This window comes from Psychromarinibacter sp. S121, from assembly GCF_049801035.1.
In the GTDB taxonomy this organism is placed as follows: Bacteria; Pseudomonadota; Alphaproteobacteria; order Rhodobacterales; family Rhodobacteraceae; genus Psychromarinibacter.
The window spans coordinates 879,670-893,332 of sequence record NZ_JBNAGE010000003.1 but is presented as its reverse complement, the minus strand read 5'-3'; the positions used below and the strand labels follow the sequence as shown (position 1 = coordinate 893,332).

At 64.7% G+C, this 13,663-nt stretch carries 10 protein-coding genes; 3 read left to right on the top strand and 7 right to left on the bottom strand.

Translation table 11 applies throughout. From position 1 onward, the window contains the following. Positions 1-8: 8 nt before the first annotated feature. Complete coding sequence (locus tag ACP156_RS18080; protein ID WP_425052753.1) at positions 9-719, bottom strand: DUF1223 domain-containing protein; 711 nt, start codon at positions 717-719, stop codon at positions 9-11. 222 nt (positions 720-941) lie between these two features. Between ACP156_RS18080 and acnA the strand changes: the two genes are divergently transcribed. The 3 genes from acnA (at position 942) to ACP156_RS18065 (ending at position 6,409) form a co-directional block, all read left to right on the top strand. After that, on the top strand, positions 942-3,722 hold the full coding sequence (acnA, locus tag ACP156_RS18075) for an aconitate hydratase AcnA (protein WP_425052752.1): 2,781 nt from the start codon (positions 942-944) through the stop codon (positions 3,720-3,722). A 604-nt stretch (positions 3,723-4,326) separates the two neighbouring features. Then, entirely contained in the window at positions 4,327-5,271 is a 945-nt protein-coding gene (locus ACP156_RS18070) for a Hint domain-containing protein (protein WP_425052751.1), read from the top strand. A gap of 232 nt (positions 5,272-5,503) precedes the next feature. Then, complete coding sequence (locus ACP156_RS18065; RefSeq protein WP_425052750.1) at positions 5,504-6,409, top strand: Hint domain-containing protein; 906 nt, start codon at positions 5,504-5,506, stop codon at positions 6,407-6,409. Between the two features lie 388 nt (positions 6,410-6,797). Here the strand turns inward: ACP156_RS18065 and ACP156_RS18060 are convergent, their stop codons facing one another. The 6 genes from ACP156_RS18060 to ACP156_RS18035 all read right to left on the bottom strand — a co-directional run bounded on the left by ACP156_RS18060 (position 6,798) and on the right by ACP156_RS18035 (position 13,585). After that, the gene (locus tag ACP156_RS18060) at positions 6,798-7,325 is read right to left on the bottom strand and encodes a DsbE family thiol:disulfide interchange protein (RefSeq protein WP_425052749.1); all 528 of its coding nucleotides are present in this window, start codon (positions 7,323-7,325) and stop codon (positions 6,798-6,800) included. Then, complete coding sequence (gene ccmD / locus ACP156_RS18055) at positions 7,318-7,470, bottom strand: heme exporter protein CcmD (RefSeq protein ID WP_425052748.1); 153 nt, start codon at positions 7,468-7,470, stop codon at positions 7,318-7,320. Before ccmD ends, ACP156_RS18060 begins: the two co-directional genes overlap by 8 nt. Beyond that, positions 7,470-8,198: a heme ABC transporter permease gene (locus tag ACP156_RS18050; RefSeq protein WP_425052747.1), complete on the bottom strand. Its 729-nt coding sequence runs from the start codon at positions 8,196-8,198 to the stop codon at positions 7,470-7,472. The genes ccmD and ACP156_RS18050 overlap by 1 nt, the downstream gene beginning before the upstream one ends. Before the next feature lie 93 nt (positions 8,199-8,291). Then, on the bottom strand, positions 8,292-9,482 hold the full coding sequence (locus ACP156_RS18045; protein WP_425052746.1) for a multidrug effflux MFS transporter: 1,191 nt from the start codon (positions 9,480-9,482) through the stop codon (positions 8,292-8,294). 212 nt (positions 9,483-9,694) lie between these two features. Further along, the gene (locus ACP156_RS18040; RefSeq protein WP_425052745.1) at positions 9,695-11,605 is read right to left on the bottom strand and encodes an ABCB family ABC transporter ATP-binding protein/permease; all 1,911 of its coding nucleotides are present in this window, start codon (positions 11,603-11,605) and stop codon (positions 9,695-9,697) included. Between the two features lie 126 nt (positions 11,606-11,731). Beyond that, positions 11,732-13,585, bottom strand: coding sequence for a LysM peptidoglycan-binding domain-containing protein (locus ACP156_RS18035; RefSeq protein WP_425052744.1), 1,854 nt, complete (start codon positions 13,583-13,585; stop codon positions 11,732-11,734). Positions 13,586-13,663: the final 78 nt, after the last annotated feature.

Below are 13,663 nucleotides of genomic sequence, written 5' to 3'. Positions count from 1 at the left end.
CTCCTGCGTTACCGCAGCCGCGCCGCCGCGAGGATCGCGCCGTGACCGGCTTCCTGCAGGATGACGACCAACGGCTCGGGCCCCGGCGCCTCGGCGGTCAGTTCCAGCAGGCCCTGCCCGTCCCAGCCTGCCAGCATGTCCCAGCCACTGACGATATTGGCATAGGTGATCGTACGGCCCGCGTTCTCGCCCTTGCGGATCTCGACCGTGTTCTCGGGCATGTAGCGCACCAGTTGTACGAGGATCGACGACGGCAGCGGCTTCAGCCCCTCGGCCCGGATCGTCAGCGTGTCGCCCTCGCGGGACAGGTCGAGATCGACGAGCGGCTCGGCTTCCTGATGCGCGTCGATCAGATCGGCCAGCTTCATCGGCTTGAAGCCGACCACGTGGTCGGTGCCGCCGACGATCATCTGCGGCGTGTAGATCGTGCGATGCCCCGCCGCACGGGCATAGGCGCGCTGGCGGTTGGTGTAGTCGCGGCTGGCGAAGCTGTCCTTCCAGCCGATGTAATCCCAGTAGTCCACGTGCAGCGCCAGCGCGATCACGTCATCGCGGCCGGCAAGCTCGGTCATCAGCGCATCCGCGGGCGGACAGGACGAACATCCCTGGCTGGTGTATAGTTCGACGACCACCGGATTGTCCTGCGACGCATCCTGTGCCGACAACGCGCCTGCCGAAATCACGGCTGCCGCGACACAAGACGCCCAAAGCCTGCGCATTTACTTCCCCTTTGACCTGTGGCCCCTATCTACCTAACCAAGCTACAGATTGACCGCCAATCAACGATTAGCGAGGAATTTGCCATCTCATGTAACCTGCTGCGGTTGCGCCACGGTATACGACGGCATACATAACGACCGAACCCGAGTCCCGCTCCCGCAAGGAAGCGCGGGCACAGCGACACGGGGCCTGCGTGCCCCAAGCCAATGGAGGGAGCCCCAATGCCCATCGAAGTCGGACAAGACAGTTCGAAAACCCGCAAGACGCTTAGCGCTGGCGGATCCAGCGTCGCCTATTACTCGATCCCCGCGGCCGAAGCCGCCGGTCTTGGCAACTTCTCGAAGCTGCCCGCCTCGCTGAAGGTGGTGCTAGAGAACATGCTGCGGTTCGAGGACGGCGGCCGCACCGTGTCGGTGGATGACATCAAGGCGTTCTCTGAATGGGCCGAAAAGGGCGGGCAGAACCCGCGCGAGATTGCCTATCGCCCGGCCCGCGTGCTGATGCAGGACTTCACCGGCGTTCCGGCCGTGGTCGACCTTGCCGCGATGCGCGACGGCATCAAGGCGCTGGGGGGCGACGCCCAGAAGATCAACCCGCTGAACCCGGTCGACCTTGTCATCGACCACTCGGTCATGATCGACGAATTCGGCAACCCGCGCGCGTTCCAGATGAACGTCGACCGCGAATACGAGCGCAACATGGAACGTTACGAGTTCCTCAAGTGGGGCCAGACCGCGTTCGAGAACTTCCGCGTGGTGCCGCCGGGAACCGGCATCTGCCACCAGGTGAACCTTGAATACCTTGCCCAGACCGTCTGGACCGACAAGGACCAGAACGGTAACGAGGTCGCCTACCCCGACACGCTGGTCGGCACCGACAGCCACACCACCATGGTCAACGGCGCCGCCGTGCTGGGCTGGGGCGTGGGCGGGATCGAGGCCGAGGCCGCGATGCTGGGCCAGCCGATTTCGATGCTGATCCCCGAGGTCGTCGGCTTCAAGCTGACCGGCGAAATGATGGAAGGCACCACCGGCACCGACCTTGTGCTGAAGGTGGTCGAGATGCTGCGCGAACATGGCGTGGTCAGCAAGTTCGTCGAATTCTACGGCGAAGGGCTGGACAACCTGCCGCTGGCCCAGCGCGCGACCATCGCCAACATGGCCCCGGAATACGGCGCGACCTGCGGCTTCTTCCCGATCGACGACGAGACCCTGCGCTATCTGGAACAGACCGGCCGCGACAAGGACCGCATCGCGCTGGTCGAGGCCTATGCCAAGGAGAACGGCTTCTGGCGCGGCGCGGATTACGATCCGGTCTACTCGTCGACGCTGGAACTGGACATGACCACCATCGTGCCCGCCATCTCGGGGCCGAAACGTCCGCAGGATTACATCGCGCTCGACAGCGCGGGCACCGCGTTCGGCCAGTACGTCAAAGGCATCCGCGAAGGCAAGGACGCCTCGCCCGACACCGAGGCCCGGTGGGAAGCCGAAGGCGGCGCGCCGGAGCCGCACGACATCCCGGGCGACGAGGGCCATCACCGCAAGGGCTGGTACAAGACCGACGACGGCGCGTACCAGTTGCACGACGGGTCCATCGTGATCGCCTCGATCACGTCCTGCACGAACACCTCGAACCCTTACGTGATGATCGGCGCCGGGCTCGTGGCCCGCAAGGCGCGCGAGCTGGGGCTGAACCGGAAGCCGTGGGTCAAGACCTCGCTGGCGCCGGGCTCGCAGGTGGTGTCCGAATATCTCGAGGCCGCGGGCCTGCAAGAGGATCTCGACGCCATCGGCTTCAACCTCGTGGGCTACGGCTGCACCACCTGCATCGGCAACTCCGGCCCGCTGGACGCACCGATCTCGAAGGCGATCAACGACTATGACCTGATCGCCACCTCGGTGCTTTCGGGCAACCGCAACTTCGAGGGCCGCATCAGCCCCGACGTCCGCGCCAACTACCTCGCCTCGCCGCCGCTGGTGGTGGCCTATGCGCTGGTGGGCGACATGAACGTCAACATCGCGACCGACCCGATCGGGACGGACAAGGACGGCAACGACGTCTATCTCAAGGACATCTGGCCCTCGAATGCCGAGATCGCCGCGCTGGTCGAGAAGACCGTGACGCGCGAGGCGTTCCAGGAGAAATACGCCGACGTGTTCAAGGGTGACGACAAGTGGCGCGCGGTGGAGGTCACCGGGGGAGAGACCTATGACTGGCCGCCGACCTCGACCTACATCCAGAACCCGCCCTACTTCCAGGGCATGTCGAAAGAGCCGGGCGTGATCTCGGACCTGAAGGACGCCCGCGTGCTGGCGATCCTTGGCGACATGGTCACCACCGACCACATCTCGCCCGCCGGGTCGTTCAAGGACACGACGCCTGCGGGCAAGTACCTTGTGGAACGGCAGGTGCCCGTGCGCGAATTCAACAGCTACGGTTCGCGGCGCGGCAACCACGAGGTGATGATGCGCGGCACCTTCGCCAACATCCGCATCAAGAACGAGATGCTGGACGGCGTCGAGGGCGGCTATACCAAGGGTCCGGACGGCGAACAGACCTCGATCTACGATGCCGCGATGGCCTATCAGGAAGCCGGCACGCCGCTGGTCATCTTCGGGGGCGAACAGTACGGCGCGGGTTCGTCGCGCGACTGGGCGGCCAAGGGCACCAACCTTCTGGGCGTGAAGGCCGTGATCGCCGAGAATTTTGAGCGTATCCACCGCTCGAACCTCGTCGGCATGGGCGTCATCCCGTTCGAGTTCACCGGCGGCGACACCCGCAAGACGCTGAAGCTGAAGGGCGACGAGACCGTCTCGATCACCGGGCTGGAAGGCGATCTGAAGCCGGGCGCCATCGTTCCCTGCACGATCACCTACGGCGACGGCTCGACCAAGACCATCGACCTGAAGTGCCGGATCGATACCGGGGTCGAGAAGGAATACGTCGAGCACGGCGGCGTGCTGCACTACGTGCTGCGCAACCTCGCCAAGGCGGGCTGACACAACCATGCACCAGTGCGGGGCGGGCAGTCATGCCTGCCCCGTTTGCGGTGTGGTTCATTCGATATGCACCACCCTGCCCCGCATCGCATCGGCCCGGCTGCTAACGTGGACGCCGCAAGCGTCTGGGGATCGCGGACCCGGTGAGCGAGGATCTCGCGGCGGCGATATAGTCTCGTAAGATCAGAAGGACGGATGCAGAGCGGCCCCAGCGGCCGCTTTTTGCGTTTCCGTGCCACGGCCCGCGTGCCCGCGGGCGGCCAGAGCAAATGCAAATCACCCACCCGAAAATAACGATCTTAAATTAATTAACAAAGCGTATTTATTATCAAGTTACTCTTTAAGTTGATTAACTCGGTAATGACCTCACTTGAGGTCGCCACATATCAGGATGCGAGATGTTCTTAATTTTCTAGTATATTCAGCTACTTAAATGAATTCTTCAGAAATTGAAAATTGTCAGAATTGTGATTTTTTACAACTCAAACAAGAATCTTCTTGTCACCTTTTTTGGGCGACACTTAACCTTTTTAGGTAAGGCCCCAACCCCACTCAGGAACTCCGGAAGACCTAGTACCAGTAACATTCCCATCGGAGGGACATAATGCCGACTATCAGTCTTAGTAACCTTTATGCGTATGACGGGGGACTACTGACCCTCACCATCGGCGGCTCAGATACAGTACTTCTGGCAGACCTCACCCTTACCTCTCCTTCAAATCTCACGGACAACGACCTTGTTCTCGAACAAGCGGACGATGGCGTCAGCACGCTGAACGGCACGCCCATCGACTATATTGGCAACGGTACGGCAAGCCTTGTCGGTCTGATCGACCCGCAAGATGTCATTGCCTTCGATTCCGGCGGCACGACCTATCTGTACTTCCCGGATGGCCCGCCCGTCGGTGCCGGCCTCTCGTTCACGATCGAGCTCGACAGTTCGGGCAGCACGGCTGTCTGCTTCGCTGAAGGCACGGGCATCGCGACACCGGACGGCGACGTCGCGGTCGAGAAACTGTCCATCGGCGACACTGTCCTCACCGAAGACGGTCGCCAAGTGCCGGTACGCTGGGTCGGCCGCATGAGCCTGCGCAAACAGATGATCTCTGGCGCCAAGCAGATCGTGAAGATCTCGGCCGGCGCTCTGGGCGATGGTCTGCCCCTGCGCGATCTCTGCGTCACCGCCGACCACGGCATGGTAATCGACGGCCACGTGGTGAACGCCGCAGCGCTGCTTGAAGCCCCTGGTGTCGACTGGGCGCCGCTGTCCGAGTTGCCCGACGACGTGGTGGTCTACCATGTCGAAACGGACGCTCATGACGTGATCGTCGCCGAGGGTGCGCCCTCGGAAAGCTTCATCGACGCCGCCGAGCGGAAGCTGTTCGACAACTACAAGCAATATCTCTCGCTGTATGGCTGCGAGCGGATGTTCCCCGAAATCGCGCTTCCGCGCATCGCCACGCCGCGTCTCCTCCCCGCGTCGATCAAGGCGAAGCTGGGAATGGTCGAGGAAGACGCACGCGACTACGACATCGCGTTCTTCGGCTAAAGCGCATGACGGGCGCGCCGCCACTTGGCGCGCCCGATCCTTCGACGCAGGCGCAGGCCGCCGCAGTCGGAAATCCGCCCACAAGGCCCCCTACCCGAAAATCCTGATGACAGGCGCCAGACAACCGCGGAAGGTTATCAACGTAACCATTCGTTAACTGCAGATTGTCTGTCCCACGCACCCCTGCCGACAACATTCCGTCGGGCCCACAGGTGCCAGCAGGAGCATTTCAATGACCGATTACAACATCAATACACGTGTGACCTATCTGGAAAGCGACGGCAGCCAGTTCAGTTCCAACACGGTGAACGTGATCATTGGCAGCGCCGATACCGATGACGGGTTCTGGAATGTCGGCGACGGCATCAACGACCAGACGCCGCCGACCGTCGCGACGCCCATCGTGGGCTGGGTGAACTACAACGGCCACGTGTTCCTGATGTTCGAGGACCTGAACTTTCCCCAGGTCGCGGTCTACTCCCCCACCGCCGAATACGCGGACTTCCCCGCCAAATATTCCGCCTTCGGCCCGCTGGAGACCGCGCCGCTGGCGCTGTGCTTCCTTCAGGGCACCCGGATCGCGACCTCGGCGGGTCTGCGCGCGGTCGAGGAACTGACCATCGGAGACCTAGTCGAGACGGACGACGGCCGGCACGTGCCGATCCGCTGGGTCGGGCGTATGTCGATGAACCGGGCGTTGGTGCCCTTCAATCTGCGCATCGTCCGCATCCCCGCTGACACATTTGCGCCCGGATGTCCCAAGCGCGATCTCTGCGTGACGGCGGATCACGGGCTGCTGCTGGACGGCGTGATCGTCAACGCGGGCGCGCTGGTGGGCGGCAATGGGATCGGCTGGCTTCCGCCTGAAAACCTGCCAGAACAGTTTGCACTTTATCACGTGGAAACAGAGGACCACGAGGTGATCGTCGCCGAGGGTATGCCGTCGGAAAGTTTCATCGACGCGGCGGGACGGCGCGCATTCGACAATTATCAAGAGTTTTTAGGGCTTTACGGGGTAGATCGCGTCATCCCAGAGATGCAGCGGCCACGCATCGCATCACCCCGATTGCTGCCCGCCGGGCTGCGTCGCCGGCTGGGCATTCCGGCGGGTACCGAGATCCCCGCGCTTCGCGCCTGAAGAGAGATTCGTCTAGGTAACTCGTACAATAACTGCGACCCGCGATTATTGTGCGGTTATGTTTTTGAGGCGATTCTACCTTAGATTGTGACCTCTGGCCTTTCTTTCGCCACATTCCCGCACATTCCCGCCGCAAACATATACTTAAGTACAAGTTACGGCCCGGATCGACCTTACCCAAGGTAAGTTATCGAAATCGTTTCCTAGTGATCGATGCCAGTTCGCTCTAATTTGCCAGGCATTGAGAGGGGTAAGGGAACGTTATGCAAATCGATACCAGCGTGCCGCTGCAACGCAGAGCTTCTTTGATTTGGCCGGTGGCCGAACTGGGCTTTTTCGCCCTTATGGTCGTCATCGCTTATATCGGCTGATTAGCCAGAGCGCGCCGTCACTCGGCGGCGCGCTCCATTGCCGGGCGGATCCGTTCTTCGATCACCCGCTGGGTCACCGGACCCGCAAACCGCAGAACCACATTGCCATCGCCATCCAGCACGAAGGTCTCGGGCACGCCGTAGACGCCCCAGTCCAATGCCGTGCGCCCGCCATCTGCCGTGACGGCGGCATAGGGATTGCCCAGTTCTTCAAGGAATCCCAAGGCTTTGGCCGCCTCGTCCTTGTAGTTGATGCCGTAGATCGGCACCCCCTCGGCGGCCAGCGCCTCGAGGTTGGGGTGCTCGACCCTACAGGGCGCACACCAGCTGGCCCAGTAGTTGACCAGCTTAACGCCCGGTTCGGCCAGCGTCTCGGCGTCGAAGCCCGGCAGCGTGCCCAGGGGTGTCACCGTCAGCGCGGGGGCCGGCTGCCCCTCGATGCTGGACGGCAGCGCGTCGGGGTCGTCGCGGTTCATGCCCAGAAGGAACAGTGCAGCCAGCCCCGCGAACAGGACCGGCGGCAGCATAACAAGGGGCTTAACCATTGCTGCGCCGCGCCTCCGCCGCTGCAAGGCGCTGCTTCATGCGCCGCCACTGGACGACGCTCAGCACCACGACGCCCGCCAGCAGCAGCAGGCTGATCCCGTAGGCCGACAGCACCGTGCCGGCGTATTTTCCAAGTTCGGGCATCATCCCATCCTTTCGCGCATTTCCAGCGCGTGCAGGCGGCGGCGGCGGATCTCGGTCTGGGTCCGCAGCAGCACCAGCGCCACGAACAGCAGCACGAACCCGGCAATCGCCACCAGCGCGGGATACCAGAAGACGTCGGCGACGTTCTCTTGCTTGTCCATCGACAGCGAGGCGCCCTGATGCAGGCCCTGGTTCCAGAAGTTCACCGCGTAACGGCTGAGGATCGCAAAGACCGACCCCACGAGGCACAGGACCGAAGTCAGGTCCGCCGCGGTGTCCGGATTCTCGATCGCGGCCCACAAAGCCATGTAGCCAAGGTAGAACAGGAACAGGATCAGGAAGGACGTCAGCCGCGGGTCCCACGCCCACCACGTGCCCCACATCGGTTGGCCCCAGATCGCGCCGGTCACCAGCGCGATCAGCGTGAACGTCACGCCCACCGGCGCCGCGGCCTTCGCGGCCAGCGCCGAGACATGGTGGCGGCGGATGATCCAGACCAGCGAGGTGACCAGCATCATCGCCCACGCGTTGATTGCCATCATCGCGGCGGGGACGTGCAGGTAGAAGATCTTGACGGTCGACCCCTGCCGGTAGTCCTCGGGCGTGAAGAAAAAGCCCCAGATCAGCCCGGTGGCAAGGCACAGGGCGGCTAGGCCCCCGATCCACGGCAAGACCTTTTGCGAGGTCGTCATGAACTTGACGGGGTTGGCGTATTCCCAGAACGACATGGTGGAAGGATTACTGACCTTCCCGGTGCGCAACAAGCCCCAGCGGCATGTGCCGCCGCGGCCTGCGGTCACATCCTCGCGGGATGTCGCGGCTCAGACGGCCGCGGCGCGCTGCGCCCGGATCAGCCGCGGCAGGGTCGAGGCCGCTAAAAGCGCCGCCATCACCGCGCACGAAGCGATGATCGCCAGCATCGGCACCGCCGTTCCGTCGAAGAACAGGCCAGACACCACGATCATCAGGCCACCCGTCACCATCTGCAACGTCCCGCCCAGCGAGGCGGCGAGACCCGCGATCTTGCCGTGCGCGTCCAGCGCCATCACCGACACGGTCGGGATCACCAGCCCGAGGCCCGCGTTGCCAAGGAACAGGCCGCCCATGATCACCGGCAGTCCGCCGCCCGCCGCGACCAGCGACAGAGTGGTCAGCGAGAAGCACAGGAAGGCGCCCACGCCCAGCACGATCACGCGGGTGATGCCGATGCGCTCGGCCAGCGGACCGGCGACCTGCGAGGCGCTGAAAAAGCCGATGGCATTGACCGCGAAGGCCAGCGAGAAGCCGGTGGGCGACAGGCCGAACTGGTCGACATAGACGAAAGAGGCGCTGGCGAGGAACACGAAGAAGCTTGCCATGCCGAAGCCCGCGATGAAGGTCAGGCCAAGGAAGGTCGGGTCGCTCAGCAGCGTGCGCAGACCGCGCCCAAGGCTTTTGAGATTGACCGGCACCCGCCGTTCCAGCGGCAGCGTCTCGGGCAGCGCGCGGGCGGTCAGCACCAGCCCCAGCACGCCCACCACGGCGAGGATCGCGAAGATCCCGCGCCAGCCGCCAAGCCCCATCACCGCGCTGCCCGCCAGCGGCGCCAGCATCGGCGAGACCGAGATCACCAGCATCACCGTCGCCATCAGCCGCGTCGCCTTGGGCCCGGTGTGCATGTCGCGCACGATGGCGCGCGGCATCACCATGACCACCGCGCCGCCCATCCCTTGCAGGAACCGGCAGGCCACCAGCACCGGCAGCGTCGGCGCCAGCACGCAGCCGACCGAGCCCAGCGCAAAGATCGTCAGTCCGGTGTACAGCGGGCGTTTCCGCCCCACCTGATCCGCCCACGGGCCATAGACCAGCTGCGACACCCCGAACGCGAGGAAAAAGGCGGTCAGCGTCAACTGCGTCCCGCCCGCCGAGGCATTCAGATCCTCTGCGATGCCGGGCATCGCGGGCAGGTACATATCGATGGCGAACGGGCCGATGGCGGCCAGCATCCCGAGGATGAGGGCGAAACGGTACATGGGGGACTTCCTTGAAACTCGTGAACCCCCTTAGTTTCGGCGGTGCAGCATGGCAAGCAAAATGCATGCACACGGCATGTTTTTGACGATAGCGCTTAATCGACCGTTACCGCGCGCCGTCCGCCGGCCCATCCCCCGCCGCCATTGCCGTTGCCGTTACCTGAGACATCGGGATGAGGGTCCAACCTGTCAAAAGCGCAAGCGGCGGGCGCTCAGGTCTCGCCGGACCAGCGCCAGCGCCCGTCTGCGGGCAGATCGCCGCCGTCAGCAGGCTCTGGCTTTGCCTCTTCCTCGCCCGGATGCGCGAGCCTTGGCTCTTCGTCCGGGATCTCTGCCGCCTGCCGCGCCCAAAGCGCGGCATAGCGGCCGTTCTGCGCCAGCAGGGCGGCATGAATGCCCTCTTCGACGATCTCTCCCTTCACCAGCACCACGATGCGGTCCGCGTCGGCGATGGTCGACAGCCGGTGCGCGATGGTCAGGACCGTACGCCCCTCGCCCATCGCTTTCAGCTCGGTCTGGATATCGCGCTCGGTTTCAGTGTCCAGCGCGCTGGTGGCCTCGTCCAGCAGCAGGATCGGCGGGTTCTTCAGCAGCGTCCGGGCGATGCCGACGCGCTGTTTCTCACCGCCCGACAGCTTCAGCCCGCGCTCGCCCACCTGCGTCTCGTAGCCTTCCGGCAGCGACAGGATGAAGTCGTGGATCTTCGCCGCGCGCGCGGCGGCCTCGATCTCGTCCCGCGCGGCTTCGGGACGGCCATAGGCGATGTTGTAGAGGATGGTATCGTTGAACAGCACCGTGTCCTGCGGCACCACGCCGATCTGGGCGTGCAGGCTTTCCTGCGTGACGTCGCGCAGGTCCTGCCCGTCGATCCGGATCGCGCCACCGGTGACGTCGTAGAACCTGAACAGCAGCCGCCCGATGGTGGACTTGCCCGAACCGGAGGGGCCGACGATGGCCACCGTCTCGCCCGCGCCGACGCGGACCGAGACGCCCTTCAGCACCGGCCGCTCGGCGTCGTAGCCGAAACGCACGTCGTCCAGCACCACCTCGCCACCATTCACCTGAAGCGGCTTGGCGTCGGGCGCGTCCTTCACCTCGGCGGGCTGTTCCAGCAGGTCGAACATCTCGGCCATGTCCACCAGCGCCTGCCGGATTTCGCGGTACACCGTGCCAAGGAAGTTCAGCGGCATGGTGATCTGGATCATGTAGGCGTTGACCATCACGAAGTCGCCGACGGTCAGGCTGCCGTTCTGCACTCCGATGGCGGCCATCACCATCACGATGACAAGCCCGGCGGTGATCAGCAGCGACTGGCCGAAGTTCAGGAACGCCAACGAGTACGAGGTCTTCAGCGCCGCCTGTTCGTAGCCCGCCATCGCGCCGTCATAGCGTTCGGCCTCGCGGCGTTCGGCCCCGAAGTATTTCACCGTTTCGAAGTTCAGCAGGCTGTCGATCGCCTTCTGGTTCGCGTCGGTGTCCTGATCGTTCATCTGCTTGCGGATCTTCACCCGCCATTCGGTCACCTTGAAGGTGAACCAGATGTACAGGCCGATGGTGACGAAGACGACGGCGAGGTACCAAAGGTCGAACACAACGGCGAGCACCACCGCGATCAGCAGCAGTTCCAGCAGCAAGGGCCCGATAGAGAACAGAAGGAACCGCAACAGGAACTCGACGCCTTTCACGCCCCGCTCGATGATCCGGCTTAGGCCGCCGGTCTTGCGGGTGATGTGATAACGCAGGCTGAGTGCGTGCATGTGCTGGAACGTCTCAAGCGCCAGCTGGCGCAGGGCGCGTTGACCCACGGCGGCGAAGATCACGTCGCGCAACTGCTGGAAGCCCACGTTCATCAGCCGCGCCATGCCATAGGCGACGGTCAGGCCCACGGCCCCCATCGCCAGCCACATGTCGGCGCGGTCCGCCTCGCCCGACAGCGCATCGACGGCGGCCTTGTAGAAGAACGGCGTGCCCACCGCGATCAGCTTGGAGACAAGCAGCGCCAGCAGGGCAAACACCACGCGCCGCTTCACCCAAGGCTGGTCGTCGGGCCAGAGATAGGGGGCAACCTTGGCAACCACGTTCAACCCGTTCTTGCGGGCTGCGGGACTGTTCCAATCGGTCATTCTGCTGGGTGGCATCGGGCTTCCTTGACAGACGCGCCCACTACCTAGGCATCCGCTTCAGGATTGACCAGCCCGCAGAGAGACACAGACATCTCTCTCGGTCCGCGCCGACATGGCGCACCGGCGTTATTCGGGGATCGCGAAGACCTGTCCCGGATAGATCCAGTGCGGGTCGCGGATACGCTCTTTGTTGGCCTCGAACACGCGGACATACAGCATGCCGTCGCCGTAGCGCTTGGACGCGATGCCCCAAAGCGTATTGCCCGGCTGGACCGTCAGAAGTTCCGGCCGCGGCGCATCCGCGTCTCCGCCGCTGCGCGAGGTTTCCAGCGCCGCCAGCAATTCAGGCTCTTCGCGCTTGAACGGCGTCTCGACCCGCGACACGACCGCGCCCTCGGCGTCCAGTTCGTCGACGCGCAGCGTGTAGATGCCGGTGTCGATGTCGGGCAGATCCATGGTCCATTGGCCGTCCACACCGATCTCGGTCGTCTTTACCGGGCGGTTGTCGATGTAGACCCGTACGAAGCCGCCGCTGCCGCCCCGCCCGCCGACGGCGACGTCGCCCTCGGGGTCATAGGTGATGGTGTCGATTTCCACCGTCGGGTTCGGCCGGGTCTCGGCCCCGCCGGATTGCAGCACGCGGATGCCGGTGTCGTCGGCCAGCAGCACCGAAGGCGCGGCAGGCACGTCGGGGGCGTTGCCGTTGTCCGGCACCTGCGGAGCTTCCGAGGCGGCGGCCACGTCGGGCGCGACGATCTCGGGAGCCTCCGGCGCAGAGACGTCGGGCGCCGACGATGCGTCCGCCGTTTCGACCGCCGTTTCGGCCTCCGTTTCGACAGGGGCGCTGTCCTCGGTCGTTGTGGCCTCTGCCGTGTCTTCCGGCGCTGTCTCTGCGCTGTCCGGCGCGGTGGTGTCGGTTGCCGTGTCGGCCGAAGCGGGGTCTTCCGAGGTCTCGTCCGCCGCCGCGGTCTCGTCGCTGTCGGGCCCCGGCTCTCCGGTCAAACCGTCCGCCAGCGCCTCTACGGCAGCGCCAGCGCCCGCGACCACGGTGCCCGCGACGGTGGCGGCGATGTCGCCGCCCTCGCCCTCTGTCTCTGCGGCATCGGCGATGTCGGCGCTGTCCGGCACGTCCGCGTCCATGTCCTTGGCGGCAGCCGTCTCGGTATCCGCCGCCGTGTCTGCACCCGTGTCTTCAGCCGTAACCGTTTCGTCTGCCCCCGCCATCTCGACCGCATCCGATGCGGTGTCGCCGTCGGTGGAGACCTCGGCCACATCGGCGGGCGGCGTGGTGGCGACATCGGGCTCGACGCCTTCCGGCGCCTCTGCCACCGGTTCGTCGGGTGCGGTGGTGTCCGGGGTATCAGATACAACGACGTCCGGCGCTGCGTCGGTCGCCGCGCCTTCGGGCAGGCCCGCCACTTCGGGCGCGGCGCCCGCCGGGGCGGGTTGCAGGATCACCGTCGCGACCGACGGCACCTTGCCCAACCCTTCGGCTTCCATCTCAAGGCTCATCACGCGCGGGACGTCCGCGGGCGGGACCGAGAACATCGACACGAAATTCCCGTCCGTCCCTGCTGGCGTCTTCGAGACTTCGACCCCGTCCAGCAGAATGGTCACGTCGGCCTCGGGCGTCGCGCGGCCCGCGATCAGTGCGTTGCCCTCCGCATCCACGCGGACCACGTCGAAGACCGGCGGTTCCGTTTCCGGGGCTTCCGGCGGCTCCGGCGTTTCGGGGGCGGTCTCTGCGACCGCGTCGGGCTCGGCGTCCGGCGTCTCGGACGCGGCGGTTTCGTCTACATCGGGCGTGTCCGCGACCGGCGTGTCGGCGCTCGACACTTCGGCCACGTCCTCGTCGCCTGCGGGCATGTCCGGCGCGACCAGTCGCCAGCCGCCATACCCCAGCGCCCCGGCGATCAACACGACGATCACAGCCCCCGCCGCACGGCCCCCACCGACCACAGATCCGATACTCGACAGCATTTCTCTCTCCAACACCGCCCGGCACCCCCGGCGGGCGGTTGAGCGACTCTACCAACCCGGCTATCTGTGGTCAAAACT